The organism is Bacillus sp. FJAT-27001, assembly GCF_019039175.1.
In the GTDB taxonomy this organism is placed as follows: Bacteria; Bacillota; Bacilli; order Bacillales; family Bacillaceae; genus Bacillus; species Bacillus velezensis.
Map to the genome: position 1 here is coordinate 549,602 of NZ_JAHOAA010000003.1, position 26,978 is coordinate 576,579.

Genomic DNA, 26,978 nt, shown 5'->3' on the forward strand with positions numbered 1-26,978 from the left:
ATAGGATATGGGTAAGGAATACGATTGATGGGGATTCTTAGTCATATAGGGTGCGCCCCATTTCGAAAAGGAGTGAATCATGGTGTCAGAAGAAAAAATTTATGATGTGATCATTATCGGCGCGGGTCCGGCGGGGATGACCGCTGCTGTTTACACATCACGAGCGAACTTATCCACATTAATGATCGAAAGAGGAATTCCGGGCGGCCAGATGGCCAACACGGAGGATGTTGAAAACTATCCGGGTTTTGAAAGCATTCTCGGCCCTGAACTTTCTAATAAAATGTTTGAACATGCGAAAAAATTCGGTGCGGAATATGCGTACGGCGATATTAAAGAAATCGTTGACGGCAAAGAATATAAAACGGTCAAAGCCGGTTCAAAAGAATATAAAGCGCGTGCCATCGTCATTTCTGCCGGAGCGGAATACAAAAAGATCGGTGTTCCCGGCGAAAAAGAACTGGGCGGCCGCGGCGTATCGTACTGCGCGGTTTGTGACGGCGCGTTCTTTAAAAATAAAGAGCTTGTCGTTGTCGGCGGCGGAGACTCCGCCGTTGAAGAAGGCGTCTATCTGACACGCTTCGCTTCTAAAGTCACCATCGTTCACAGACGTGACAAATTGCGTGCGCAAAGCATTCTTCAGGCGCGTGCCTTTGACAATGAGAAAATTGACTTCAAATGGAACAAAACCGTAAAAGAAATCCATGAGGAAAACGGAAAAGTCGGCAGACTTACTCTTGTGGATACCGTGACGGGAGAAGAAGAAGAATTCAAAGCTGACGGCGTCTTTATTTATATCGGTATGCTTCCGCTTTCTAAACCGTTCGAAAACTTGGGCATCACAAATGAAGAAGGCTACATTGAAACAAACGCTCAAATGGAAACAAAAGTTCCAGGCATTTTCGCCGCGGGAGACATCCGTGAAAAAACGCTCCGCCAGATCGTAACGGCGACAGGCGACGGAAGTATTGCGGCTCAAAGCGTTCAGCATTATGTGGAAGAGCTTGAGGAAACGCTCAAAACCGTTAAATAATCACTGTAATGTTCAGTTTTTGAATCGTTACTGTGTTTTAATTACGCTGTAACACGGGTGAAACACTGATGTCTTAAGATGAATGTAGTAATTGACCCCCTTTTTAATGAATACACTTTGGCACGGATTCCAGTATCCGTGCCCTTTTTTTGCGATTTTCTGTTTTCTGTCAAATAAAAGAAAAGGATGTCGGTGTCTCTGCATTGTGAGAGACATGCCGAAACGGTATAATGAAGAGACGATGATTTGTTGAGAAGGTTAGGTGACGTACTTGTGCAAAGAGTGACAAATTGTGTGCTGCAGACAGATGATCAGGTTCTCCTTCTCCAAAAGCCGAGACGGGGCTGGTGGGTCGCGCCCGGCGGGAAGATGGAAAGCGGCGAATCCGTCAGAGATTCCGTCATCAGAGAGTACAGAGAAGAGACGGGCATTTATATACTAAATCCGCAGTTAAAAGGCGTGTTTACCTTTATTATTAAGGAACAGGAACAAATCGTGTCAGAGTGGATGATGTTTACTTTCGTCGCCGACTCGTACACGGGGCGGAATGTCGCTGAATCAGAGGAAGGCGTTCTGAAGTGGCATGACGTAAAAGATATCCACAGCCTTCCGATGGCCCCCGGAGACGGGCATATCCTTGATTTTATGATCAAGGGCCAAGGGCTTTTGCACGGCACCTTTACGTATACGCCGGACTTCGAGCTGCTCAGCTATCGTTTAGATCCGCAGCTTATCAAATAAAAGAAAGACCGCAGGGGGGAGAAAGATGAGTATGAATGAAAACCATGATATTCAGCTCGTCATCATTACGGGAATGTCTGGAGCGGGGAAAACCGTCGCCATTCAAAGCTTTGAGGATCTCGGCTATTTTTGCGTCGACAATCTGCCGCCTTCCTTGCTGCCGAAATTTTTGGAGCTGATGAAAGAATCAAGTTCAAAAATGAGCAAGGTCGCGCTTGTCATGGATCTGCGGGGACGTGAATTTTTTGACAGGCTGATTGAGGCGCTGGATGAAATGGCGGAAAATCCGTGGATTACACCGCGCATTCTCTTTTTAGACGCTAAGGATTCCATCCTTGTGACGAGATACAAAGAAACGAGGCGTTCTCACCCGCTGGCCGCTACCGGGCTTCCTCTCGAAGGAATCGCGCTGGAACGCCAGCTGCTTGAAGAATTGAAAGGGCGCTCTCAGCTGATCTATGACACATCGGATATGAAACCGCGTGATCTGCGTGAAAAAATCGTGGCTCATTTCGCCACGAACCAAGGTGAAACATTTACAGTGAACGTAATGTCATTCGGGTTCAAATACGGGCTTCCGATAGATGCCGACCTCGTGTTTGATGTAAGGTTTCTGCCGAATCCGTTCTACATTGAAAGCATGAGGCCGCTTACGGGGAAAGATGAGGAAGTGTCATCCTATGTGATGAAGTGGAACGAAACACAAAAGTTTATTGAAAAGCTTGTTGATCTGCTCGGCTTTATGCTTCCGTCTTATAAGCGGGAAGGTAAAAGCCAGCTTGTCATCGCGATCGGCTGTACGGGCGGCCAGCACCGCTCCGTCACGCTCGCTGAATATTTGGCTGACTATTTTAAAAAAGATTTCTATACTCATGTCACTCACCGGGACATTGAAAAGAGAAGCCGGAAATGAATAAGAAGCCGAAAATCGCAATCTTCGGCGGCGGAACGGGTCTGTCCGTGCTGCTTCGGGGGTTAAAGCATAAGCCCGTTGATATTACGGCGATTGTGACAGTTGCTGATGACGGCGGAAGTTCAGGCCGTCTGCGGGATGAACTTCAAATTCCGCCGCCGGGTGACATCCGTAACGTACTGGCCGCTTTGTCAGATGTTGAGCCGCTCGTTGAAAATCTGTTTCAGCACCGTTTCAACAAAGGAAGCGACTTAACCGGACATTCGCTCGGCAATTTGATTTTGGCAGCGATGACAAATATAACCGGTGATTTCTTTCACGCTGTCACCGAAATGAGCAAGGTGCTGAATGTCCGCGGCAGAGTGCTGCCGGCTGCCAACACCAGTGTCGTTCTTCACGCTGAAATGGAGGACGGGCAGGTCGTCTCCGGAGAATCGACAATCCCTTCTTACGGCCAGCGGATTAAACGGGTGTTTCTTACGCCTGAAAAAATTGATCCGCTCCCGGAAACGATTGACGTCATCCGTCAGGCCGATTTAATCATTATCGGCCCGGGAAGCCTGTACACAAGCATTCTTCCGAATCTGCTCGTGCCGAAAATCGGAGAAGAAGTCGTCAAGGCTGCGGCCAAAAAAGTATATATATGCAACGTCATGACACAGCCCGGCGAGACGCTGCAATACAGTGCGGCCGACCATGTCAAGGCGCTGAACGATCATATGGAGCAGCCGTTTATCGACACGATCTTAATCAACAATGAGGAGATCCCTGACGAAATCAAAAGCAAATATGCGAAAGAGCTGGCCCGGCCCGTCGACTTCAATGTTGAAAAGCTGAAATCCATGGGGCTTGAGGTCATCAGGGATCAGATTATCACGTATAAAAATGGCGTAATCCGTCACGATACACATAAAGTGGCTTCTCTTCTTGTCGATTTATTAAGGGACTAGAGGCCTTTTGAAATGAGGTGGCTAATATGTCATTTGCATCGGAAACAAAAAAAGAACTGACGAATCTGGAAGTGAAGGACTGCTGCGCCAAGGCTGAGCTGTCCGCGCTGATTCGGATGAACGGTTCCCTGTCATTTTCAAACCGCCATCTCGTGCTTGACGTTCAAACCGAAAATGCGGCGATTGCCCGCCGCATTTATACATTGCTGAAGAAACAATATGATGTATCGGTCGAACTGTTAGTCAGAAAAAAAATGCGGCTGAAAAAAAACAATGTTTATATTGTGCGCTTTTCTGAAAATGCAAAGCTGATTTTAGAGGAATTGAAAATCCTCGGAGAGAACTTTGTATTTGAACGGAATATTTCTGAGGAACTGGTGGCGAAACGCTGCTGCAAACGTTCTTATATGAGAGGGGCGTTTTTGGCGGGGGGATCTGTGAATAATCCCGAAACATCGTCGTACCACTTGGAAATCTTCTCGCTTTATAAGGAACATAACGATTCATTATGCGCGCTGCTGAATGAATTTCATCTGAACAGCAAAACGCTTGAACGGAAAAAAGGCTATATTACGTATTTAAAAGAGGCGGAAAAAATCACTGAATTTCTGAATGTCATCGGCGCTCACAATTCACTGCTGCGTTTTGAAGATGTGCGGATTGTCAGAGACATGAGAAACTCAGTGAACCGCCTCGTCAATTGTGAAACAGCAAACTTAAACAAAACCATCGGTGCTTCTCTCAGACAGGTGGAAAATATTAAATACATTGATGAACGGATCGGTCTTGAAGCGCTGCCGGAAAAGCTTCGCGAAATTGCGCAGCTGCGGATTGATTATCAGGAGGTCACGCTGAAAGAACTGGGGGAAATGGTTGCAAGCGGGAAAATCAGCAAATCCGGCATCAATCACAGGCTGAGAAAGCTCGATGAAATCGCAGAACAGCTGCGTACAGGACAAAGCATCACTTTGAAATAACCGTACAGAAAAGGGGAGATCTTATGGTTCAGGGGAAAGTGGAAGTGCGTTTAAAGACGGGATTGCAGGCGCGTCCCGCTGCATTGTTTGTACAGGAGGCAAATCGTTTTGCATCAGATGTGTTTCTTGAGAAAAACGGCAAGAAAGTGAATGCCAAAAGCATTATGGGATTAATGAGTCTGGCGGTCAGCACGGGGACGGAAGTCACTCTGATCGCTGAAGGCGACGATGAAAAGGAAGCGCTGGAAAAGTTGTCCGCTTATGTGCAGGAAGAAGTGTAAACACTTTGTAAGGGGGACGGAACGATGAATGAGTTTCTGAAAGATTGTTATCAAACGATAGGCTGGGAAAAGGATTCCCTCGATTTCAGCAACCTGCCGGAGTTTTTAAAGGCGCTCGCATATCGGTTTCCGTTTGAAAATCGCGCGGTTTTGTCCAAAAAAGAATATGACGTCACGAAAGAAGGACTGTGGCGGCACATGGTGAAGGAACCTCATGGCGGCCTTTGTTATGACTTGAACGGACTGCTTTATTTCATCCTGAAAGATGCCGGATTTGATGTCAAATTGATCCGCGGAACGGTCTGGAAAAACGGCTGGGCGCTGCCCGGCACACATGCGGCCGTACTTCTTTCCGCCGGGGGGAATGAGTACATCGCTGATGCAGGCTTCGGCCTCAATCTCGCCATGCAGCCTGTGCCGATGTCGGGAGACGAGACGGTATCAGCGGCCGGAGCGTTCCGCGTGAGGATAGAAGAGACGGAATTCGGGACATACCTGCTTGAAATGAACAAAGGGGACGGCTGGCAGACAGGTTACGCATTTTCGCTTGAAGAAATCGATGAAAAGGACCTCAAGTCTATGAAACAAACAATCTTTGAACATGAACGCTCTCCTTTCAACAAACGCCTGCTTGCTTCTAAGCGGACACCGGAAGGGCACATGGTTCTGTCTGAACGCAATATAACAATAAAAAAACACGATGGCACGGCGGAAAACAGCAGAATAGACCGGTCAGAGTTTGAAGAAAAATTTACTGCTCATTTTATATGAAGCTCGCAGGTTCTCTGCAAAAAAAACGGCCTCCGCAGGGAAGCCGTTTTTTGTATGTGTTTATCTCATTTTTGTAAAGGTTTTATAATGATCTGTCGTCTTATAAATCAGCCAGTCGCTTGAGTAAAGAATCCGGTCTGAATTTCTGAAGCCTGATGTATAGTTAATATCCGCTTCACGCCACGTCCGTCCGCTTTTGGCAGGGAGTTTGCCTTCCCTGTTTGAGAAGATGTCTCCGCCGATGCTTTTCCCCGGAGCGACGTCTGCAAGATTCCCCTTTGATGCAACCCAGCCGAGGGCCTGCGCTTCTGACTTTGTAATGTAATTATCAGGAAGCTTATGATAGGTCTGAAGATAATCCGCAACCCCGTCAAACGTGTTGATAACCTGTGCTTCAGTGTGCGCCTTGTGAGAAGATGTATCCGTCTTGGCAGCCGTGGAAAACAGCATCCCCGCCGCGGAGAACAGCACCAGCAAACAAACGGAAATCCACGATAATCGTTTTTTCAAAGCAATACCTCCCATTTTTATCATGTGAAGCTGATTCCTTTTCATTGTATCAGCATCGAGAGAAAGGAATATAAAGAATTTAAAAATAGTTCTTTTGATCTAGCAAAAAATAAACCCCGGCTGAAACGGCCGGGATTTTTCATCTCATTGAAATTCCTTCGTGAGGTTTTTCGGCGTTTTTCCGTATACGGCGTCAATCATGTTTTGTGCGGCTTGCTTGAACATATTCAAACGGATTTTTGCCGTTGCTGACCCGATATGCGGAAGCAATGTGACGTTTTCCAGCTGCAGGAGCGGATTGTCTTCGGCGATCGGCTCTTTTTCAAACACATCTAAACCGGCGCCTTTTATCCAGCCCTCCTGCAATGCGCGGATGAGCGCTTTCTCATCAACCGTCTTTCCCCGGGAAATATTGACGAAACATGCCGTATCTTTCATCAATTTAAATTCCCGCTCTCCCATCATATGATACGTTTCGTCAGTAAGCGGCGTAATTAACAGCACAAAGTCTGATGTTTTCAGCAGTGTATCTAAGTCGGCATATGTAACCCCGAGTTCCTTCTCAGCGTCCGGTTTTCTGCTGCGATTATAATACAGCACGTCCATATCGAAGCCGAATTTTGCCCGTTTGGCAGCTTGTTCACCGATTCTGCCCATGCCGATAATTCCTAATGTCTGATGGTGGACATCCATACCGAAAAGAGATTCTTCCTCAACGGTTCCCCATTTGCCGGCGCGGACGAATCGATCCAATTCGGCAACCCGTCTGGCGGAAGACAGAATTAATGAAAAAGCCAGATCAGCGACAGTGTCATCTAAGGTGTACGGCGTATGCGTACCGACAACCCCGCGTCTTTTCATTTCTTCAATATTAAAATTATCATAGCCGACAGAATTATTGCTGACGACCTTCAGCTTCGGCGCGTGATCCAGTAAATCACTGTCAATCGCCGTTCCGGATGTCAGCAGCCCTTCAGCATCTTTCATTTTTTCGTACAGTTCCTCTTTTGGAATGGTATCTTCTTTCCAGATGTCATAGCGGCAATGCTCGCCTATCATTTGCTCGACTTCCGGCGGTACCGGTTTCGCGATGAATACATAGGGTTTCAACGGGCTTCTCCTCCTTTGTCTTTCTTCTCTATTTTATTATATAAGAGAAGCGGTAACGTGAGAAATATTCAAACGCATCACGATAAATTTCTGGTTCTTTTGAACTTAAAATGAAAGAAAAAGAAATGTACATGCTTGATTTCTCCAAACAATAACAGAATCCGCCTATATTTCTGAAGGCAAAATGAGCGGAACCGCTGTTTTTAAAAGCTTTATAGGTTGGTGTAAAGATAAATTTTATTATTTTTGAAAGATATAAATGAACATAATCTGAATTTACAGTTAAATTATCGTGTCTTTTTTTGAAAGCGCTTTTGAGGCCTTTTTCTGTGCTATAATTCCTTACTGTAAGCTGGGTAAGAAGGCTTGCAATACAATCGGATGGGAGATGAATAGAAAAATGGTTTCTTTATCAAGCATTTTGGAGCACAACCAGCAGTTTGTCCAAGAAAGGAAATATGAACCTTACCAAACGACAAAATTCCCGAAAAAAAAGCTTGTCATCGTATCCTGTATGGATACAAGGCTGACGGAGCTTCTGCCGCAGGCGATGGGACTCAGAAACGGCGATGCCAAAATCATAAAAAACGCGGGAGCCATTGTTTCTCACCCATTTGGAAGTGTCATGCGGAGCATTTTGGTTGCCGTTTATGAACTGCAGGCAGAGGAAGTCTGCATCATAGGTCACCGCGAGTGCGGAATGTCGGGATTAAATGCGGCTTCCATATTAAATAAAGCGAAAGAGCGCGGCGTGGAAGACAAATGTCTCAGCCTTCTGCAGCATGCGGGAGTCGATTTGGAAACATGGCTGACCGGTTTTCACAGCGTCGAAGAAAGCGTGGCCCACAGCGTGAATATGGTCAGGCATCATCCGCTCTTGCCTGAAGAGGTGCCGGTGCACGGGCTGGTGATCGATCCGGGGACGGGGACGCTGGATGTTGTCGTTGACGGTTATGAAACAGTCAAAGGAGGATGCAGCTGACGATGCAATTTACCGGCAGATATCAGGGATACAATTTGCAGAAATTTCAGAAAGACCTAATCGCGGGAATTGTGGTCGGAATTGTAGCGATTCCACTGGGAATGGCCTTTGCCATCGCCTCGGGGGTCGGTCCGGAATACGGGCTTTACACCGTTATTGTGGCCGGAATTCTGATTTCGCTGTTGGGCGGCTCTAAATATCAGATCGGCGGGCCTACGGGGGCGTTTGTTCCCATTTTATTTGCCATTGTGATGCAGTATGGTTTTGAGAATTTACTTGTAGCCGGTTTTATGGCAGGCGTCATGCTCGTCCTGTTTGGCGTATTTAAGCTCGGAAAGATTATGAAATTCGTGCCGAAGCCGGTGATCGTCGGATTTACGGCCGGAATCGCGGTGCTGATTTTCTCGGAGCAGATTGCCCATTTTCTCGGTCTGCGCGATATCCAAAAGCATGAAAGCTTTATCCTCAACATTGCGGAAATAGGCAAGAAGCTCGGAACCTTTAATTTGTACAGCATCCTCATCGCGGGAATTGCTTTGGCCATTTTGCTGTTATCAGCCAGGCTGATGCCGAAGATTCCGGGCGCGCTTGTGGCGCTGCTTGTCTCTACAGCCGCGGCGGTCGTGTTTTTTCCTGACAAAATGGCGACAATCGGTTCTGCTTACGGGGAAATCCCGCGGCAGCTTCCGGCTTTCCAGCTTCCTGATTTCTCAATCGATAACATGATCATGATGTTTCCGTCGGCTCTGATCATTGCGCTTCTCGGCGGACTTGAGTCCATATTATCGGCGATGGTCGCGGACAATATGAAAGGATCACGGCATGACAGCAATAGGGAGCTTGTCGGGCAGGGCATCGCCAATATGGCAGCGCCGCTTTTCGGCGGTATACCGGCAACGGGAGCGATTGCGCGGACCGCAACAAATATTAAAAACGGCGCAGTTTCTCCGATTTCCGGTGTTGTCCACGGAGTCACCGTCCTCCTCGTCCTGCTCGTCTTCGCCCCGCTTGCCGTTCACGTACCGCTGGCAAGCATGGCGCCGGTATTGATGGTTGTGGCTTGGAACATGAGTGAGCGGAGGGAAGTCGCCAATATGATGCGGCTGAAAAACACTGATTCATTCGTACTGGCGGCAACCTTTTTGCTGACGGTTCTGTTTGATTTAATCATCGGCGTTTCTGCCGGTCTCGTGCTCGCTTTTGTTTTCTTTATCAGAAAAATGAGCGAATCAACACGTATCAAAACACCGCATGCCGCTGTCAAATCGGTTAAAAATGATTCGTCCGTCAGCACATATTCCATTGAAGGGCCGCTGTTTTTCGGTTCAATTGATTCACTGGAAACATCGCTGCTGGAGAGGCTTCAGGAAAAGCCGAAGACGCTTATTCTGCTGATGAATAATGTACATTACATGGATACCTCCGCAGAAGCGGTGCTGGGGAATGTGATGAACCGGATCAAACGGCATAACGGGAGATTGATGATCGTCGGATTGCAATCACAGCCGAGAGAGCTGATCCGGAAGACGGGGCTGTTTCATAAAATCGGGAAACAGCATTTCTTTGAGCATCAGGACGAGATAACGGGATAAATTCAGATACGGCCTGTCCATGAAAAAGCGGACAGGCCGTGTTTTTATTCGGTTTCAAAGCGCTTGATCAGTTTTTCCTGATGGGCTTTCATCGCATCTTCTAACGTGATGCCGTACTTATCAGCAAGGATAGCCAGATTTCCGAGGACGTCACCCATTTCTTCAATCAGCTCCTGCCTGCGTTCAGCCTGGGTCGCGTCTTTTTCATCCGGCCGGTCTCTGCCGATTTCATATGCTCTTACCGCCCGGGCGAGCTCACCCGCCTCTTCCATTAAAAAACCGATTCTGATAAATGGCCCGTACGCCGTCCATCCTCGTTTTTCATAAAAATCTTTCGTCCATTGTTCTGCTTCAGCCATCTGCATGTGAAACACTCCTTATGTCCTGTATGATTCTTATTGATATTATCATATAGAGATGGGACAATATATAGTGTATTTTGATTTATTGATGTACATATATAGATATGGAGATGAAAAAATGAAAACCATTTGTGTATTTGCGGGGTCAAACCCGGGGGTAAATGAAGAGTACAAACGCAAAGCGGCCGAACTGGGTGAATATATGGCGGAGCAGGGAATCGGCCTTGTTTACGGCGGTTCACGGATCGGTCTGATGGGAACCGTCGCCGACGCGTTAATGGCAGGCGGCGGAAAAGCTGTCGGCGTCATGCCGAGCGGGCTGTTCAGCGGAGAGGTTGTTCATCAGAATCTGACGGAGCTGATTGAAGTCAGCGGCATGCATGAGCGGAAAGCGAAAATGAGTGAACTTGCCGATGGGTACATTGCCATGCCCGGCGGCTTCGGAACATATGAAGAGTTATTTGAAGTGCTATGCTGGGCGCAAATCGGCATTCATCAAAAACCGATCGGACTGTACAATGTGAACGGGTATTTTGAGCCGATGATGAAGATGGTCAAGTACAGCATTCAGGAAGGATTTTCGAATGAGTCTCATTTGAAGCTGATACACAGTTCCTCCCGGCCGGATGAGCTGATTGAGCAGATGAATCGGTATACATACCCGATTTTAGATAAGAAATGGCGGGAATTGTAAGTCAGAGGTCTGAAATATGTTTCGGCGGTTGCATCTAATCTATTCTGATGGAAAATTCTCCGCCTATAGAATACCTTTTCTTTCTGGAAATCGTTTTCTCTTTCTCATGCGTATCACACCTTTCTTCAGGATAAGACATATGTATGAGAATAAGATGAGAAAGAGAATGCTGTTGGGGTTGAAAGAAGAACATCCATTTCCTCAGAGGAGATGGATGTTTTGCGGTTTGCAGACTGTATGCGTTTACAACTTTTGTTGCACGAATGTTTCCTCCGATATGAAATCATCCTGCTGCATCTTTTGTTTTTTTGAACTGATTCCAAATATACCGACTGTCAGTGCACAAAGAAACCAGCAGCCTGTAAAAAACAAGAAAACACTTAAAAATCCGTAGCCTGAATACAGGAAACTGACGACAAAGGGGCCGGCTACATTTGCAAGACGTCCTACGCCGTAAGTGAGGCCATTTCCAGATGCCCTGGCTTCAACCGGATATAATTCCGGCGTATAGGCATATGCGATCGAACTGAAAGTACGCTCAAACATATGCATGAGAAATCCGCATATGACAATGACCATCGGCAAAGGATTGATGCCATAAAAGAATCCAAGCGCCATAATAATTAACGATAAAACAGAAATGGCCCACTTTCGATCCACACGGTCAGAGATTTGCGACGCAATGAGAGCGCCCAGCGGGGCACCGATCGTTCCCAGAGTGACGTATACGATAGACTCATCCATTGATACGCCTTCTTTTACCAAAAGGGTGGGAACCCACGTGCCAAAGCCTTGAATTGCAATCGTGGAAGCTGCCCACATCGTCATTAAAACAAAAGTTCTTCCTGCCAAAGGCTTTTGAAATAACGTCCGATATGGAACGGATTTTACAGCGGTTTGTCTGCTTCGCAGAGCCGGAGCTGGTTCAGGCAGTTCACCCTTTTCTTTTTCTGCTTTTGCCTCCAGTTCAAGCAGAATGCGGTGTGCTTGTTCGCTTTTTCCTTTCGTGTCCAGCCATTTCGGTGATTCTTCCAGTTTTCTGGCGATCAGCGGAAAAAAAATACCGACCGCGCCGAATAGAAAGATAAACCGCCAGCCGTAAGAGGCGGACGGCACGACCAATTTAGCCACCCAGCCGGCTGCAGGAATTCCGCATATGCCGATTGTAATACAGATTGCCTGGTATCTACCCTTAGTTGCGGATGGGAAAAATTCGCTGATATACGTACTTGCCACAATCGTTGTGGCGCCGATACCTAAACTCGTAAGAAATCTAAAAACACCGAGTATTTCTGGGTTCCAAGCCAGAGAAGAGAGGAGGGAGAAGAAAGAGAAAAAGGTGACAACCAGAATTAAACCTTTTTTCCTTCCGAAACGGTCTGAAAACCATCCTCCGGCAGAGGCGCCGATAAACATTCCGAGATAGGAGACAGACGTAATAAAAGCGATGGTATGAGTAGAAATGTTCCATTCCTTTAAAAGTGAAGGCACCGCATATGAAAACGTATTTAAATCGATAAAATCAAAAAAGTAAGCGAATGAAAGGATAACGAGCACTGCTTGATGGGCCCTTGAAAAAGGCAGTCTGTTTAATCGATTAGACGCATTTACATTGATCATCTCGTATTCCTCCGTTTATCTTTGACTTGTCTGAAGACTGGTATTAACCAATGTGATTCAGCGTATTCAGGTTGTAACTTTGCTTTGTAAACACATAGCCTTCAGAGATTTTTCTTGCTGTGCGTACTACTTTAATCGTTGTTCCATCCGGATCAACATCTGCCTCGGTTTCTAAAATGCCGCTTGGATGTCCCAATCGAATCGTTCTGCCATAGAATGAAAATTCAGATAATATTGTATCCTGCAATAGCATACCGGCAGTCGTACAAACCGCCCCTGTAATGGCTAAAGCTTGATGCGGTTTTTGCATGGACATCATACGAATGACAAGATCCATCTCTTCTGCGTGTCTCTTTATCCCTTTTGTATCGATATAATCCGCTGGAGATGAGATTAATGTTAGTTTTGGTACGGCCGGTGATTTTGCAGCAGCCTCATGTCTCGGAGCGAATCTGCATTTCTCGGCTGCAATCGATCGGATCATTTCGAGCTTTTCCAATATATCCGGAGTATATTCATCCGGAAGTTCTAAGCCGGTAAGCCCCGTGTCCTCTGCTTTTACAAAGACAAGCGGATTAGCGTAATCAATAATCGAGACCGAGATATTTCCATACGGTGTATCGAGAACATCAATAGGCTGACCAGTGGGAAACAGCTTACCGGTCACCGCTCCTTCAGCCTGGTGAAATGAAAGATAAATAGGAGAAGCTGTACCTGGAACCCCGGGGATAGAGCAGTCCCCCTGGTAATGAAATGTTCCATTTCTGACTTCAACTTCTGCTACGATCACTTTTTGAGTGTTTGTATTTAACATTCTGACCTTTGTAACCGGCTCTTCAGCTTGAACGAGCCCTTTCTCAATAGCATAAGGGCCTACGGCAGAAGAGATATTTCCGCAATTGCCTTTGAAGTCGGTAAAATGGTCAGTCAAACTGACCTGAGCAAACGTATACTCAACATCTGCATCCTTTCTGGCGGATTTCTTAATAATGGCTGCCTTGCTTGTGAGAGAATGGCCGCCGCCGAGACCGTCAATTTGTCTCTCGTCAGGGCTCCCCATAATGTCTAAAAGAAAATCGCTCCATAGGTTTGTATCGTCTGGCATGTCTTTTTGATGAATAAAAACGCCTTTGCTGGTGCCGCCTCTCATGACGGTTACAGGAACTTTTTCCATGCTGTCTCATCCTTACATCATTTTGTGTGGATAAAAAGGTACCGGTCCCTTTGGAAAATATCGTATGATAAATAAGGATTATAAGTAAAACATATAATTTTTATAAAGTTGAATAAAAAACTTTTATAATAGGAGGAAATTTTATAGCAGAAAAATATTTTGGGGGATTTCATATGGATGAAAAGGATTGGATTGTGCTCATTACATTATTCGAAGAAAAAAATATGACGAAGGCGGCAGAGCGATTATATATGACACAGCCGGCGTTAAGTTATCGGCTCAAAAACCTGGAAGCACAATTCGGAGTGCGCCTTTTTTATAAAAGAAAAAAAGGGATGGAGTTCACTTCAGAAGGTGAACATCTGGTTGATTATTCGAAAGAGATGCTGCAGGAATTCAGAAGAGTGAAGGATAATATGCTCAATATGAGCCATGAAGTCAGCGGGGTTCTCAGATTAGGAGTCTCAAGCAATTTTGCTCAGTATAAGCTCCCGGCGATTCTAAAACGGTTTTCTGATCAGTATCCGTCTGTTCAATTCCACGTCAATACGGGATGGAGTGCGAAGGTGATGGATCTGCTTCATCATTCGGGGGTACACCTTGGGATTATGAGGGGAAATTATGATTGGCAAGGGGAAAAACAACTGCTAAATGAAGAGAGACTGTACCTTATTTCAAAAACTGAAATCAACAGTGAGGACCTTCCCAAATTGCCGATGATTTATTATCAAACTGATGCTTCTTTGAAAAGTTTGATTCAAAAATGGTGGAATAACCAATTTACTGAACCGCCTTTCATTGCGATGGAGGTAGACAGGCAGGAAACCTGTAAAGAGATGGTGAAAAACGGTCTCGGTTATTCTGTTGTGCCGGAAATCTGTCTTCAGCCTTCTGATGAATTATACACATTGGCGCTATCCTATAAAAATAACGAGCCTGTGATACGCGATACTTGGCTTATGTATGATTCTTCAGCGTTAGAATTATCTGTCGTCAAAGCATTCATTACTTTTTTGAATGGGAATAAAGCATAAAAAACCTGCAAGAGACATCAGCTCTTGCAGGTTTTTTGGGCATTACTTCTGGTCTTCTGTATTGCGTGTCAGCACTTTATCGATTAAGCCGTATTCTAAGGCTTCATCAGCTGATTTGAAGTTGTCGCGGTCTGTATCGCGCTCAATGACTTCAAGCGGCTGGCCGGTACGTTCAGCAAGCACTTTGTTTAATTTGTCGCGAAGCAAGAGAATGCGTTTTGCCGCGATTTCAATTTCTGTCGCCTGTCCTTGCGCTCCGCCAAGCGGCTGGTGAATCATAACTTCACTGTTAGGAAGCGCGTAACGTTTGCCTTTTTCTCCGGCTGCAAGTAAAAATGCTCCCATAGAAGCGGCCATACCGATGCAGATCGTGGATACTTTCGGTTTAATGAACTGCATTGTATCATAGATTGCCATACCGGCAGTGATTGATCCGCCAGGGCTGTTAATGTAAATGGAAATATCTTTTTCAGGGTCTTCCGCTTCAAGGAATAAAAGCTGTGACACGATGGAGTTCGCAACGTTGTCATCAATCGCAGATCCAAGCATGATAATACGGTCCTTCAAAAGACGGGAGTAAATGTCATAAGCTCTTTCTCCGCGGTTCGTTTGTTCAATGACTGTAGGTATTAAATTCATAATGCTCCTCCTTCACCTTTTAGGTAAGTATGTATTTACATGATACATTTTTGGTCAATAAAGGTCAAACAAAACGCTGACCAAAATGCCAACCTTTTCTTCTAACACCATTGTTCCCATAAAACAAAAAGTTCAAACAGCAAAGTGGAAATGAGGATGATCAATGCCGGAGCCTTGAGAAAATGATATGGCCGGAGCGCTCAAAATAGACCGCAATCGCGTCGCTACGTACGGCTTTTGGAAGGGTCTGACTACGTTGTCCGCCCTTCCAAAAGCCGTACCGGCAAATACGTTTCCAGCGGCAAATCATCAAATTCGCCTTCAATTTCTTTTGCTAAAATCTCGATGGCTGTTTTGGAAATCAATTCAATCGGCTGCTGGATGGTTGCCAAGTCCGGCAGAACCGATTGAACGGTTTCAGTGCCGTCATAACCGATCACTTTTAATTGATTCGGGATGTCTATTCCCCGTTTTTTGGCCTCGGTCATCACTGCAGCCGCCATGATATCATCGCTGGCAAAAATTCCGTCGGTGTCGGGCTGTTCATCGAATAATGTTGAAATAATGTCATGGTAATGCTGATAAAAGGGTACTTCATATGTAATAGGCTTCCGTCTGTGTTCATGCATGACGTCTTCGTATGCTTTTCTTCTGAGGTTTGCCGGTGTTTCGAGTTCAATCGGGCCGTTGATATGGACAATGTGCCGGCACCCTTTTTCAATCAGCAGTTCTGCCGCCTTTTTTCCGCCGTCATAGTTGTCTGAGCCGACGACGGGAATCGTGTCCGATAAGTAATGATCAATGGCGACAATCGGCAGATTTTGCTTGTGATAATTGAGAATTCCCCGGTTGTAAGTCACGGCGATCACGCCGTCCACTTGGTTTCTTATCAGCATCTCCAAATATTTTTCTTCCTTATCCTTTCGATGTAAACTGTTGCAAAGCAGCAGTTTGTAGCCCATGGACGTACAAATGCTTTCAATATGAAAGGCGAGTTCGCCGAAAAACGGGTTGCCGGAGTTTGGGATGATAAGCCCTATTAAATTGGTTCGTTTTCGGAATAAAGAGCGGGCCAGATCGTTTGGAAAGTAATTGATTTCTTCCATCGCCTTGTACACTTTTTCTTTTGTTTTTTCGCTGATATAGCCGCGGTTATTTAATACCCGCGAAACGGTTGTAGATGAAACTCCCGCTATTTTCGCAACATCATGAATGTTAGGCTTCATTCCCGTGCCCTCCTGCTTACTGAAATGGCTTACAATTTCCGTCACGCACTTATTTTAGAGAATCAGGCTGACATGTGCAAGGACATTCCGTGTTTCTGTTTTCATATAAAGAGGGTGCGTTTTGTTTGATTAAAATAATCAGAAAATTGTATGTCAAACGATTGACATATGGAACCGGTTGACATACAATTCTTTTTGAAAGCGCTTTATTTACGGAGTGAAGGGAAGTGACGGGTATGGAGAGATGGCTGGCGGCAATAAAGTGAAAGAATTAAGCAGCGATAGAAAGTAAGCGCTTACTCAGAGATCGCATGTATGTGATGAAAATGAAGAAGGAAGTATGCGGCTCTAAAACGGCTATTAAAAGGTCCTATTAAAGGAGCGGTGCAAATGAAAAGCTCAAAAAGTCTGTATTGGAAACTGAGTGCTTATTTTTTCTTTTTCTTTTTTACTTGGTCTTCCAGCTATTCTTTATTTGCGATTTGGTTAGGGCAGGAAATCAATTTAAACGGATCAGCGACAGGCATTATCTTTTCTGTAAACGCCGTATTTGCTCTCTGCATGCAGCCTCTTTACGGTTTTATCTCTGACAAATTGGGGCTGAAGAAAAAGATATTATTTATGATCAGCTGTCTTCTCATATTCACGGGTCCGTTTTATATCTTCGTCTATGGGCCGCTTTTACAATACAACGTCTTTCTTGGCGCCGTTGTCGGAGGCTTATATTTGGGAGCCGCTTTTTTGGCAGGGATAGGCGCGATTGAAACGTACATTGAGAAGGTCAGCCGTAAGTATGATTTCGAGTATGGAAAATCAAGAATGTGGGGCTCGCTGGGCTGGGCGGCGGCTGCATTTTTTGCAGGGCAGCTTTTCAATATCAATCCCAATATCAACTTCTGGATCGCGTCTGTTTCAGCCGTCATATTAACGGCCATTATCATGTCTGTGAAAATAGAAATGACCGATCATGAGAAAAACAGAGCGGATTCGGTCCGGTTAAAAGACGTGGGGCGGCTCTTTTTACTAAGAGATTTCTGGTTTTTTATGCTGTACATTATCGGGGTGACTTGCATTTACGGCGTATATGATCAGCAGTTTCCGATCTACTATGCGTCTTTGTTTCCTTCAGTGTCGACGGGTAACCAAGTATTCGGCTATCTTAATTCATTCCAGGTGTTTTTGGAGGCCGGCATGATGTTTCTTGCGCCTTTTATCGTCAATAAGTTCGGGGCGAAAAACAGTTTGATTTTAGCGGGGTTTTTAATGGCTTTCCGCATCGTCGGGTCCGGAATTGCAGTTGAGCCTGTAGGCATTTCATCAATGAAACTCATCCACGCACTGGAATTGCCGATTATGCTGATCGCCGTTTTTAAATATTTGGCTGCCAATTTTGATACGCGTCTGTCGTCCGTCCTTTATCTCGTCGGTTTTCAATTCGCATCTCAGGCAGGCGCGTCGATTCTGTCGCCGCTTGCGGGAGGATTATATGACAGTGCGGGGTTCCGTCAAACCTATCTCATCATGGGAATCGTCGTCTTCGGTTTTACCGTCATCTCCATATTTACTTTATTGGGCCCGAAACAAAACAGCAGGCGTGTCCAGCGTCTGCAAAAAATCGGATAGAGAGGATGTTACAAATGGATAGAATTCAGCAGGCGGAAGAAGCTTTGAAGGAAGCCGAGGGTAAAGTGAAACAAAGATATCGATTGGGGTACCATATTATGCCCCGGGCGAATTGGATCAATGATCCGAACGGGCTTATTCAGTTTAAAGGAGAATACCACGTCTTTTTTCAGCATCATCCGTATGATGAGCATTGGGGGCCGATGCATTGGGGACATGTAAAAAGTAAAGATCTCATTCATTGGGAGCACCTGCCGGTTGCCTTAGCTCCGGGCGATGAATTCGATCAAAGCGGCTGTTTTTCGGGAAGCGCGGTCGATGATCATGGAAGATTAGCCCTCATCTATACAGGACATAATATAATTGATCAAGAGAAAGACCTATTCTATCAAACTCAAAATATCGCTGTCAGCCAAGATGGAATCGTGTTTGAAAAGCTTCAGGAAAACCCTGTTATTGCGGAACCGCCGGAAGACAGCGCCCGTCATTTCCGCGATCCGAAAGTATGGAAGCATCGCGATGTTTGGTATATGGTCATCGGCAACTCTTCAAAAGAAAACGTCGGACGGGTCGTTTTATACCGTTCACCTGATTTGCGTGATTGGGAATACGCGGGTGTTCTCGCCCAAAGTGACGGTAATCTCGGCTATATGTGGGAATGTCCTGATTTCTTTGAATTAGGCGGCAAGCATGTCCTGCTGATTTCGCCCCAGGGGATCGAGGCGGACGGTGATTCCTATCAAAATTTACATCAAACCGGCTATTTAATCGGTGACTATCATGATGAAACAAACAAATTTACACACGGCGCTTTTAAAGAACTGGATCACGGCCATGACTTTTACGCCGTGCAAACATTATTAGATGATAAAGGACGCAGAATTGCTATCGGCTGGATGGATATGTGGGAATCTGAGATGCCGACAAAAGCGGACGGATGGTGCGGTGCACTGACTTTGCCGCGAGAACTGACTTTGCGTGATGATCATAAACTTTTGATGAATCCCGTGGAAGAAACCAAGCAGCTGCGGAAAATGGAATATCGGGAATGTGCCGGACGATCGCTTTCAGGGAGTTACTTGGCAAAGACGTCCGAAGACCTGCTTGAAGTCCGAGTCGTGTTTGATATAAACGATTCTGATGCCGAAACGGCAGGTTTTAAGATTCGCGGCCTTGACGAAGAAGAACTTGTGCTGACATACAATCTAACGGATAAAAAGCTGACACTTGATTGCACCAAGATGGGGAAAGCGAAAGACGGTGTGAGAAGGGTGCAGACGGATACAAACGGCAAGCTGGCGCTGCGTATCTTTATTGACAGATCCTCGATTGAAGTATTCGCCAATCATGGAGAAACAACGATGACAAGCCGTATCTATCCGAATGAAGGCAGATTGGGGATTGAGCTGTTTTCTGAGAAAGGCGCCGTAAAAGTTGAGGAATTCACCTATTGGACGTTAAAGGACATTTGGAAAAGAAGCTGAAACGGGTGATTACCGCTTTTTCTGCAGTGATTGAAAATGAACCGAGCCGGGAGGCAGTACGCCTGAAATGGGTTTTTTGTGAAAATCAATGCCGGTAAACGATGCAGGATTATGCTGCATGAGGACGCTGCATAATCCTGTTGTGCATTATCAAAAAAGAGTTGCTTTCTGCGCGTTTCTTTATTATAATATAAAGGTATCTGATTGAAAAAACGTGCGCTCGTAGCTCAGTTGGATAGAGCGGTGGTTTCCGGTACCACGTCTGTCGGGGGTTCGAATCCCTCCGAGCGCGTCTCAGTTAAGAGGATAGGAAAAACCTCGCAGATGATAAATCTGCGAGGTTTTTTATTTTATCTTGTTTTGAAACTGTTAACGAATGTGTCTCTGTTATGTTCGGTTCCGGCAATCAGCCGCGCACTTTCACTGATCCGCTGCGCGAGAGCTTTTTGCGCCTTGCCTTCAAAGCTGTTCAATAGTGCTGAATACACTTCATATAATTCATCTTTCAACGTATCCATTTCGAATGTCGGTTTCAGCGTTCGGCGGACTGTTTCAAGTTTTGTCCCCGCTGCCTGCGTCATCCCTGTTTTCAGCATCTGCCGCTGCAGCATTTTCTTCATTGGATCGTCCTTGTGTTCTAAAAGTTCGTCTAATGTCGGCATTATGTATACACCTCTATCATCTTAACCAGTTTGCGAGCAACTGGTCTTTTTTCTGAAATTCGTCTGCTATTTTATGTAAGAATCCGCCGATCTCTTCTAGGTCCGTGATCGCCGCCTGCAAAGAATCAATAAACGCCTGCTCAGCCTGAGTGTCGTAAAAAATCGGGCCTTTCTCGTAAGATAGCGCAATATCTTCAATGGTATTGGTCACGTCCTGTGCTTGAAGCTGGTCAAACAAGCCGTGTCCGACTTGACCGTAGAATTCCGTTTTCAGCTCGGCGATTTTTTCATCGTGCTCCTGATAGGCGTTTTGCGCTTCTTTTTTCATTGTCCGCAAATCCTCAGCCATGGCCTGCACCTTTTCAGCCAGCTTCTTTGCGTTTGTCGGCGTTACTTTTATCGCGTCTCCGCTTCCGATCGCACCGGCCGGCAGAAGAGCGCCGAGGTTTTTGTCAAAGACTAATTCATCTCCGTTCGGATTTGCGATAGTTCCGTTTCTGTCAAATATGAAATTCGCTTCGTTTAAGCCGTGTGTATCCGGATTTCTCAGAATGACGGTAGTGAAGAAATAAGCGAGATTCTTGCTGATCTGCTCGTTTAAGTTCCCATCAAGCCGCTGCTTCCGGCTGAACTGTGAGAGCGAGGGGTTTTTCGTATAAATCGTTGTCCCGTTGTGGCGGTCATATTCGTTCCAATAACCCGCCCCGACCATGTCGTCCGGATTGATAATTGACCGGATGTAAGGATCGTAAATGCCGCTGTTGATGTCTTTCTGTGTTTCCTCATCGTGCAGTTTCACGACGGAAGGACTGTTAAACGCGACGGCATACACATCATTATTCACCGCGCTGTATTCGGCCTCAGCGCCGCCGAGTGAATGGCCGGTTGTTGAAATAATCGTTGACGTTCCGGCATACTTTTTCTTTACGCTGCGTACCAGCTGATCGGCTTGATCGATTTGCGATGTTTTCGTCATCAGCTTATACTTTCCGGTTGTGAGCATGGCGTCTTGAGAGGGCGTTCCGTGATAGGTTCCGAGTGTTTTTGATGTATCCTTTGCGTCTTTTTTTACAATATAATGTACTTCTTTTTTCGGATCATTTCCGAAAACAATATTGCTGCCGTCCGCTTTTGCGCCGTCATTGATCGGATCTTTTGCGATATCGGTTCCCGCAAAGGCGACGACCACGTTTTCGGGGTTTTTTGATTTGATCCATTTTCTGCTTTTTGTCTTGATGCCTTTTGAGAATACAAAGGCATCAAGCCCCGTATCAGTACCCTGCTGCGCTTTCTCAACGTACCAATATGACGCTTACTTATTTTGTAAGGAGTTTTATATTTCATATGCAGGGCTAACATTTTATAATTGTAAGCTGCTTGACTCAAACAAACGGTAATATTCTTTATCTGTGACATCAGAGACGGTTATTTCTTTTCCTTTTGTGAAATATACATCACCTTTCTTATATTGTAAAATAGTTCCGAAAGGATGATACGCATGAGAAAATACATTATTATCCTAATTGTTATAATTATAGCAGTGGGAGTTTTTTTCGTGAAGCATCAATATGATAAACATAAAAACGAAGAAAAACTTGTGATTGAGGCGCAAGAGCACATGAAGAATTACTTGAAAAAAGACTATAAAAATGTAAAGGAAGTTCATTTTTCAAAAGACTACAATATCGATCCGACAGGCGGAGTTGAAGTTTCAGGCTACATAAATAATAATAAAGAAAAAGAATTTTCCGGTATATATGATCCAACGAATAAGGAGATAGGGATTTCAGTGGTCAATGCCGAAGAAAGGTAAAATACCCACCTCAGGATGAGTGGGTATTTATTTTGTTTAATTATCTTACAAGATTCGAGATATGTTTCTCATACAGTTCAAACCTATTCCTGAGATCAATCGCCTCTACCGTCTCATTTGTCGAGGTATCCCCGATATTAACGGTACAAATATCATGACAACTCAACGATAGGAAAAACGTCAGATCAGCATTTCACTCGCTTTAAGTTCCAATCTTAACTTGTCAGCAACAATCGCGATGAATTCTGAATTGGTTAGCTTTGCTTTTGACATGCTGAAAGTATATTCATATCGAGTTTTCGCTCATTTCGTTTACTTAAGAACGACAGTTATTTATAGGAAGGGGTTGATTTCCAAATGAAGAAAAAGTACATAATTATCCTTATTTTAATAATTATAGCAGTTGGGGGACTTTTTATGAAGCATCGGTATGATCAAAAGGAAAAAGAGTTTGCTCTACTCGAAGAAGCCCAGAATCATATGGAAAAGTTTTTAACAACGAACTATAAAAATGCGGATGATATCCATTTTTCTGAGAATTATTATATTAATCCAATGGATGGTATTAGTGTTAAGGGTTATACTAACGGAGAAAAAGAGTTTGAAGGTCTGTATGATCCAGGCAATAAAGAAATATTATCATATACGGTTGATGCCGAACCAAAAGAAGAATGTAAAGATAAGCTTTCTTTGTACAAGATAAATTAGCCTGCTCAATCGAGCTGGACTAATTTTGTTGTATTGCTCTTCCTCTAATTTAATAATGAATAGTGTTGTGATATCATATCTTGTATTTGTTTTAAATCTGCTTATCGTAACATCAGTTGAACCAACTAAATCAGCCAATTCCTTCTGGCTTTGAATTCCCTTCTCCTTCATAACTTTATTAAATCTAGATCTGACTATAAACTTTTTTAGAAATTCACACACCCTTTAGGCTAGTCTAACTAACGCTTATATAAAAGTAATCTCGATCACTGATATTTGATACATTGATGTTTTTTAGACATGTACAACACTCTGAGGTTGATGTAAATTTAATCTAAGAAAGGATGAGTCTGTGAAGAAATACATGATTGTCCTGATATTTGTAATAACTATAGCGTCAGGAAGTACCTACATGAGGTACCACCATAGTAAAAAAGAAGCAGAGCAAGAACTTTTTAACCAAGCGAAAAATAAAATGGAAAGCTATATAAAAGCTAATCACAAAGATATAAAGCAAATTACATACATTAACGATTATAAAATAAATCCTATGGGTGGTATTTCCGTGAAGGGGTACTTGAATGGTAATAAGGAAAAAGAATTTTTCGGACTTTATGACAAAACGAATGATGAAATAGGAGTTTCGTCAGTCGATGCGGAAGAGAAACCCGAATGTCAGGAAAAAGAATGTGAATACTAAAAGACGCAAAATAAAGAAGTTCTCTTGTTTGCCGGTTTATATGATCCGCTGTGAACATTGAAGAAAAACTTTAAGTCGCCTAAATGGCGTCTGTTTTTGTATGAATTAATGCACCGGATGTCACCGGTCGTTTAGTCCGCGAGCTTCATCATAACTGATGATACGGATGTTTCTGTGAAAAATATATTATTATGTTCATTATCTTAATAGCAGCCGGAAGTTTTATAATGAAGAATAGTAATGATAAAAATGCTCAGGCTGAAGAGATAAAGATTGCTCAAGAACGAATGGAGAAATTTATCAAATCGAATTATGAAGGCATACATAACGTTACATTTAAAGATAAATACGAAATAGATCCAATGGGCGGGATAGAGGTATTTGGCTATTACAACGGTGATACATCGAATAAATTCGATGGTATTTACGATAAGGCAAATGACAAGATCATGGGGCACTCAATAGACGCTGTAAGAAAGAATGCAGAGATAAAGATTGCGATTACTAAGAAGACGCTCGTCTGGCGTTTTTTGATATATGAGTATACAGCAAATGAAAAAGACAAGGGTTTCGGCATGTGCCGCCCTTGTCTTTTTTTATTGAACACTGAAAAACATAACCGGAAACAGCTCATTATTTGACAGTCCATTTTAACAGCGTTACAATTAAACATGTAAATAGTTACATGTTTAAATAAACATAATATCTCGGGAGGTGATACGTCCTTGAATGAACCTTCTTTAAAAAAGTCATTTATGAGTCAGTGAACCGCATCATTGATCCCGAGCACGTGTATTTCCGCACTGTGCCTGTGTTTGAAACAAGCAGCGAGGCATATCAGCATCTGCAGGACCGGCTGTTTATCGGGGCTGCGGTCAGATTGCCGGATGACATTCGGTTAGATATTTATGAAGTTCAATAATAAGATGGAGAGTGAGTCAACATGGAAAACTTTATCGGAAGCCATATGATTTACACGTATGAAAACGGCTGGGAGTATGAAATCTATATTAAAAATGATCATACCATCGACTATCGGATTCATAGCGGAATGGTGGGCGGCCGCTGGGTGCGCGACCAGGAAGTGAATATCGTCAAACTGACAGAAGGCGTATACAAAGTGTCATGGACTGAACCGACAGGCACAGACGTTTCCTTAAACTTTATGCCGAATGAAAAACGGATGCACGGAATTATTTTCTTCCCGAAATGGGTGCATGAGCATCCGGAAATCACGGTGTGCTACCAAAATGATTACATTGACGTGATGAAAGAGTCACGTGAGAAATATGAAACGTATCCGAAATATGTCGTTCCCGAGTTTGCGGATATTACGTATCTCAACAATGCGGGAATCAATAACGAAGCACTGATTTCAGAAGCGCCGTACGAAGGAATGACCGATGATATCCGTGCGGGAAAATTAAAATAAGAGAAAAAACCCGGCAGCTTGGCCGGGTTTTTTGTATCCTTTTACGACAGGGTTTTGGTCATGATAAAGTCGACTTGCTTATCATCCCCCATATAAAAAGAGTGTTCTCCAGTTTGGACAAACCCCATTTTTTGATAAAAGGCGATTGCATTTTCGTTTTTTTCCCATACGCCCAGCCAGATTTTCTTTTTATTGTGTGCTGTTGCGATTTTCACAGCTTCATTCAGCAGATATTTGCCGAGTCCGTGTTTCTGGTGGTTTTTTCTTATATAAATTCGCTCAATCTCAAGAGAATCTTCACCCATTTTTTCTGATTGTGCTTCGTTCATGTTGACTTTTACATACCCCGCAAGGTCATCATGATAATAAACAAAATAGAATTGAGAAGACAGATTGGATAATTCCTTTTTCAGCTGTTCAGAGCGGAATGCATTTTCCAAATAAGCTTTCATATTTTCTGGTGAATTTTGATCCTTAAATGTATCATTGAATGTTTCAATGCTTATCTCCCGAAGCTCTGTTATATCGTTAAGGCTGCACTTTTTTAATTGAATACTCATGGTCATACAGCTCCTTTCTTCATTTATCATATCAGCTGATTTTTTTGTTGTATTTGCAATGAAAATACCGTATAGTAAACATAACGTATTTTTGTTGTATTTGCAACATAAAATAAGAAAATGAGGACGATAAAGTGAAATATGTTTTTTATGTTTTAGGAATCATGATCTTGACCTTTGGTATTTCTGTCACGATTCAATCAGATCTTGGAACATCGCCTTTTGATGCGCTTATTGTGGGATTGTCCGTCCATGCAGGGCTTACCGTGGGAAGCTGGGAAATCATCATCGCTTTCCTGTTAATTTGCTGTAATTCAATGTTAAAAAGGCAAAGGCCGGAATTTTCAGGGATGATTACGGCGTTCATAACGGGAATCGGGATTGATATGTGGCTTTTTTTTCTGCATCGAGTCATAACGCCTGAACTATGGTACGGAAAGGCGGGCTGTTTTGTAATCGGTTTAGTTGTGATAGGGATAGGAACCGCAACCTACCTGCACACAAATTTCGCACCGATCCCGGTTGATCGGTTAACGCTAATTGTCCGCGAATTAACCGGGAGAAGCATCTTTTTTTCAAGAACGGTCATTTACTTCATATTTTTCATACTGGCCGTGATGCTAAAAGGTCCGGTAGGCATCGGAACGTTATTAACCGTTTGTTTAGGAGGGGTCATTCTCCATTTCTTTATGCCGATTACCGGAAGATGGATAGACGGCATAGTAACAGCATCTCCAAAACAGGAAGAAACGAAAACCCGGTAGCGGGGGTTTTTACCCGATTCTATCATTCTTCATTTCATCCGCATGTTCAAGGTATAATAAAAAAGGGGGAGGGATTTTTATGAGCGGTCAAAGAAAGCTCGTTTTTTACGGAGCTGTCAGCGCAGATGGTTATCTTGCGCGGGAAAATCATTCTTTAGATTGGTTAATCGGAACTGAAGGTGAAGACGGCACCGATTATGAAGCTTTCTATGAATCTGTCGATACGATCATCATGGGCAGAAAAACATACGAAGAAATATTGGTTTTATTGCCTGAGGAATTTCCGTACAAAGGTAAAGAATGCTATGTGTTTTCGCGGACATTGACCGGGGGCACTGAACATGTGCGGTTTATTCATGAAGAGCCTGCCGATTTTATAAAAGCATTGAAACGCCAAGAAGGCAAGCGGATTTGGATTGTCGGCGGGAGTGATCTGCTGCACCCGGTTTTGGAGGAAAAACTTGTCGATGAGTTTATCATTCAGATCGCCCCCGTTCTGCTCGGCCGCGGAATTTCTTTGTTCAAACCCGGAGACCGGGAGACAGGTCTGAAGCTGACTGATGTCAGGCGCTATAAGCAATTTGCGGAGTTGCATTATGAAGTGAGATGAAAACGAAACGCCA

The 26,978-nt window shown here is 44.2% G+C and carries 30 protein-coding genes, 1 tRNA gene and 3 pseudogenes; 22 read left to right on the forward strand and 12 right to left on the reverse strand.

Annotation, left to right across the window (positions count from 1 at the left end; genetic code table 11):
• The first annotated feature begins 82 nt into the window (after positions 1-82).
• From trxB to BGM27_RS12970, 7 genes are all read left to right on the forward strand, one after another.
• On the forward strand, positions 83-1,033 hold the full coding sequence (trxB, locus tag BGM27_RS12940) for a thioredoxin-disulfide reductase (RefSeq protein WP_007407423.1): 951 nt from the start codon (positions 83-85) through the stop codon (positions 1,031-1,033).
• A 273-nt stretch (positions 1,034-1,306) separates the two neighbouring features.
• Complete coding sequence (locus BGM27_RS12945) at positions 1,307-1,774, forward strand: 8-oxo-dGTP diphosphatase (protein ID WP_003151491.1); 468 nt, start codon at positions 1,307-1,309, stop codon at positions 1,772-1,774.
• Between the two features lie 25 nt (positions 1,775-1,799).
• Positions 1,800-2,687: an RNase adapter RapZ gene (rapZ, locus tag BGM27_RS12950; RefSeq protein WP_012118535.1), complete on the forward strand. Its 888-nt coding sequence runs from the start codon at positions 1,800-1,802 to the stop codon at positions 2,685-2,687.
• Positions 2,684-3,637 (forward strand): gluconeogenesis factor YvcK family protein, encoded by a 954-nt coding sequence (locus tag BGM27_RS12955; RefSeq protein ID WP_007407422.1) that lies wholly within the window; start codon positions 2,684-2,686, stop codon positions 3,635-3,637. Before rapZ ends, BGM27_RS12955 begins: the two co-directional genes overlap by 4 nt.
• 26 nt (positions 3,638-3,663) lie before the next feature.
• A complete protein-coding gene (gene whiA / locus BGM27_RS12960) occupies positions 3,664-4,614 on the forward strand; it encodes a DNA-binding protein WhiA (RefSeq protein WP_007407421.1) in 951 nt (316 codons plus the stop codon).
• A 23-nt stretch (positions 4,615-4,637) separates the two neighbouring features.
• The gene (locus tag BGM27_RS12965; protein ID WP_003151495.1) at positions 4,638-4,895 is read left to right on the forward strand and encodes an HPr family phosphocarrier protein; all 258 of its coding nucleotides are present in this window, start codon (positions 4,638-4,640) and stop codon (positions 4,893-4,895) included.
• Positions 4,896-4,919: 24 nt separating this feature from the next.
• A complete protein-coding gene (locus tag BGM27_RS12970) occupies positions 4,920-5,666 on the forward strand; it encodes an arylamine N-acetyltransferase family protein (RefSeq protein WP_007407420.1) in 747 nt (248 codons plus the stop codon).
• A gap of 60 nt (positions 5,667-5,726) precedes the next feature.
• On the opposite strand, the gene BGM27_RS12975 is transcribed toward BGM27_RS12970, so the two are convergent.
• Both BGM27_RS12975 and BGM27_RS12980 read right to left on the reverse strand, forming a co-directional pair.
• Positions 5,727-6,116 (reverse strand): ribonuclease, encoded by a 390-nt coding sequence (locus tag BGM27_RS12975; protein ID WP_223204413.1) that lies wholly within the window; start codon positions 6,114-6,116, stop codon positions 5,727-5,729.
• A gap of 204 nt (positions 6,117-6,320) precedes the next feature.
• A complete protein-coding gene (locus tag BGM27_RS12980; protein WP_007407418.1) occupies positions 6,321-7,286 on the reverse strand; it encodes a 2-hydroxyacid dehydrogenase in 966 nt (321 codons plus the stop codon).
• 400 nt (positions 7,287-7,686) lie between these two features.
• Between BGM27_RS12980 and BGM27_RS12985 the strand changes: the two genes are divergently transcribed.
• Together BGM27_RS12985 and BGM27_RS12990 are read left to right on the forward strand one after the other, a co-directional pair.
• A complete protein-coding gene (locus BGM27_RS12985; RefSeq protein WP_003151503.1) occupies positions 7,687-8,268 on the forward strand; it encodes a beta-class carbonic anhydrase in 582 nt (193 codons plus the stop codon).
• A gap of 2 nt (positions 8,269-8,270) precedes the next feature.
• Positions 8,271-9,860: a SulP family inorganic anion transporter gene (locus BGM27_RS12990; RefSeq protein ID WP_007407416.1), complete on the forward strand. Its 1,590-nt coding sequence runs from the start codon at positions 8,271-8,273 to the stop codon at positions 9,858-9,860.
• A 44-nt stretch (positions 9,861-9,904) separates the two neighbouring features.
• On the opposite strand, the gene BGM27_RS12995 is transcribed toward BGM27_RS12990, so the two are convergent.
• Entirely contained in the window at positions 9,905-10,225 is a 321-nt protein-coding gene (locus tag BGM27_RS12995) for a MazG nucleotide pyrophosphohydrolase domain-containing protein (RefSeq protein WP_003151506.1), read from the reverse strand.
• A gap of 115 nt (positions 10,226-10,340) precedes the next feature.
• Here BGM27_RS12995 and BGM27_RS13000 point away from each other — a divergent pair, with 115 nt between their 5' ends.
• On the forward strand, positions 10,341-10,916 hold the full coding sequence (locus BGM27_RS13000; RefSeq protein WP_007407415.1) for an LOG family protein: 576 nt from the start codon (positions 10,341-10,343) through the stop codon (positions 10,914-10,916).
• A gap of 243 nt (positions 10,917-11,159) precedes the next feature.
• On the opposite strand, the gene BGM27_RS13005 is transcribed toward BGM27_RS13000, so the two are convergent.
• Positions 11,160-12,536, reverse strand: coding sequence for an MFS transporter (locus BGM27_RS13005; protein ID WP_007407414.1), 1,377 nt, complete (start codon positions 12,534-12,536; stop codon positions 11,160-11,162).
• 43 nt (positions 12,537-12,579) lie between these two features.
• Entirely contained in the window at positions 12,580-13,710 is a 1,131-nt protein-coding gene (locus BGM27_RS13010) for a 2-methylaconitate cis-trans isomerase PrpF family protein (protein ID WP_007407413.1), read from the reverse strand.
• 173 nt (positions 13,711-13,883) lie between these two features.
• On the opposite strand from BGM27_RS13010, the gene BGM27_RS13015 reads away from it, so the two are divergent.
• Entirely contained in the window at positions 13,884-14,744 is an 861-nt protein-coding gene (locus BGM27_RS13015; protein ID WP_007407412.1) for a LysR family transcriptional regulator, read from the forward strand.
• Between the two features lie 42 nt (positions 14,745-14,786).
• Here BGM27_RS13015 and clpP read toward each other — a convergent pair whose 3' ends face one another.
• Together clpP and BGM27_RS13025 are read right to left on the reverse strand one after the other, a co-directional pair.
• A complete protein-coding gene (gene clpP, locus BGM27_RS13020; RefSeq protein ID WP_003151513.1) occupies positions 14,787-15,383 on the reverse strand; it encodes an ATP-dependent Clp endopeptidase proteolytic subunit ClpP in 597 nt (198 codons plus the stop codon).
• A gap of 251 nt (positions 15,384-15,634) precedes the next feature.
• Positions 15,635-16,609 carry a LacI family DNA-binding transcriptional regulator gene (locus tag BGM27_RS13025; RefSeq protein WP_007407411.1) on the reverse strand — a complete coding sequence of 325 codons (975 nt, stop codon included), beginning with the start codon at positions 16,607-16,609 and terminating at the stop codon, positions 15,635-15,637.
• 390 nt (positions 16,610-16,999) lie between these two features.
• Between BGM27_RS13025 and BGM27_RS13030 the strand changes: the two genes are divergently transcribed.
• The 3 genes from BGM27_RS13030 (at position 17,000) to BGM27_RS13040 (ending at position 20,008) form a co-directional block, all read left to right on the forward strand.
• Positions 17,000-18,232: an MFS transporter gene (locus tag BGM27_RS13030; protein ID WP_007407410.1), complete on the forward strand. Its 1,233-nt coding sequence runs from the start codon at positions 17,000-17,002 to the stop codon at positions 18,230-18,232.
• Between the two features lie 14 nt (positions 18,233-18,246).
• A complete protein-coding gene (locus BGM27_RS13035; protein ID WP_007407409.1) occupies positions 18,247-19,716 on the forward strand; it encodes a glycoside hydrolase family 32 protein in 1,470 nt (489 codons plus the stop codon).
• A gap of 216 nt (positions 19,717-19,932) precedes the next feature.
• A tRNA-Arg gene (locus tag BGM27_RS13040) sits at positions 19,933-20,008 on the forward strand.
• A gap of 58 nt (positions 20,009-20,066) precedes the next feature.
• Here BGM27_RS13040 and BGM27_RS13045 read toward each other — a convergent pair.
• Together BGM27_RS13045 and BGM27_RS13050 are read right to left on the reverse strand one after the other, a co-directional pair.
• The gene (locus BGM27_RS13045; protein ID WP_007407407.1) at positions 20,067-20,378 is read right to left on the reverse strand and encodes a hypothetical protein; all 312 of its coding nucleotides are present in this window, start codon (positions 20,376-20,378) and stop codon (positions 20,067-20,069) included.
• A gap of 16 nt (positions 20,379-20,394) precedes the next feature.
• Positions 20,395-21,855, reverse strand: a pseudogene (locus BGM27_RS13050) (alpha/beta hydrolase family protein).
• A gap of 21 nt (positions 21,856-21,876) precedes the next feature.
• Between BGM27_RS13050 and BGM27_RS13055 the strand changes: the two are divergent.
• Positions 21,877-22,191 carry a DUF1433 domain-containing protein gene (locus BGM27_RS13055; protein ID WP_020954330.1) on the forward strand — a complete coding sequence of 105 codons (315 nt, stop codon included), beginning with the start codon at positions 21,877-21,879 and terminating at the stop codon, positions 22,189-22,191.
• Between the two features lie 180 nt (positions 22,192-22,371).
• Here BGM27_RS13055 and BGM27_RS13060 read toward each other — a convergent pair.
• Positions 22,372-22,482 (reverse strand): annotated as a pseudogene (locus BGM27_RS13060) (sporulation transcription factor Spo0A); the annotation flags it as partial.
• Positions 22,483-22,548: 66 nt separating this feature from the next.
• Between BGM27_RS13060 and BGM27_RS13065 the strand changes: the two are divergent.
• Positions 22,549-22,899, forward strand: coding sequence for a DUF1433 domain-containing protein (locus BGM27_RS13065; protein ID WP_007407404.1), 351 nt, complete (start codon positions 22,549-22,551; stop codon positions 22,897-22,899).
• On the opposite strand, the gene BGM27_RS20790 is transcribed toward BGM27_RS13065, so the two are convergent.
• Entirely contained in the window at positions 22,831-23,070 is a 240-nt protein-coding gene (locus tag BGM27_RS20790; RefSeq protein WP_323740631.1) for a hypothetical protein, read from the reverse strand. The genes BGM27_RS13065 and BGM27_RS20790 overlap by 69 nt on opposite strands.
• A 241-nt stretch (positions 23,071-23,311) precedes the next feature.
• Between BGM27_RS20790 and BGM27_RS13070 the strand changes: the two genes are divergently transcribed.
• The 4 genes and pseudogenes from BGM27_RS13070 (at position 23,312) to BGM27_RS13085 (ending at position 25,031) form a co-directional block, all read left to right on the forward strand.
• Positions 23,312-23,599 carry a DUF1433 domain-containing protein gene (locus BGM27_RS13070; RefSeq protein ID WP_007407403.1) on the forward strand — a complete coding sequence of 96 codons (288 nt, stop codon included), beginning with the start codon at positions 23,312-23,314 and terminating at the stop codon, positions 23,597-23,599.
• A gap of 227 nt (positions 23,600-23,826) precedes the next feature.
• Positions 23,827-24,107 (forward strand): annotated as a pseudogene (locus tag BGM27_RS13075) (DUF1433 domain-containing protein).
• 255 nt (positions 24,108-24,362) lie between these two features.
• Positions 24,363-24,521 carry a DUF3237 family protein gene (locus tag BGM27_RS13080; RefSeq protein WP_007407401.1) on the forward strand — a complete coding sequence of 53 codons (159 nt, stop codon included), beginning with the start codon at positions 24,363-24,365 and terminating at the stop codon, positions 24,519-24,521.
• Positions 24,522-24,542: 21 nt separating this feature from the next.
• The gene (locus BGM27_RS13085) at positions 24,543-25,031 is read left to right on the forward strand and encodes a phenolic acid decarboxylase (protein WP_007407400.1); all 489 of its coding nucleotides are present in this window, start codon (positions 24,543-24,545) and stop codon (positions 25,029-25,031) included.
• A gap of 41 nt (positions 25,032-25,072) precedes the next feature.
• Here the strand turns inward: BGM27_RS13085 and paiA are convergent, their stop codons facing one another.
• A complete protein-coding gene (gene paiA / locus BGM27_RS13090) occupies positions 25,073-25,591 on the reverse strand; it encodes a spermidine/spermine N(1)-acetyltransferase (protein WP_007407399.1) in 519 nt (172 codons plus the stop codon).
• 134 nt (positions 25,592-25,725) lie between these two features.
• Between paiA and BGM27_RS13095 the strand changes: the two genes are divergently transcribed.
• Together BGM27_RS13095 and BGM27_RS13100 are read left to right on the forward strand one after the other, a co-directional pair.
• On the forward strand, positions 25,726-26,355 hold the full coding sequence (locus BGM27_RS13095; RefSeq protein ID WP_007407398.1) for a YczE/YyaS/YitT family protein: 630 nt from the start codon (positions 25,726-25,728) through the stop codon (positions 26,353-26,355).
• A 79-nt stretch (positions 26,356-26,434) separates the two neighbouring features.
• Positions 26,435-26,965 (forward strand): dihydrofolate reductase family protein, encoded by a 531-nt coding sequence (locus BGM27_RS13100; protein ID WP_007407397.1) that lies wholly within the window; start codon positions 26,435-26,437, stop codon positions 26,963-26,965.
• Positions 26,966-26,978: the final 13 nt, after the last annotated feature.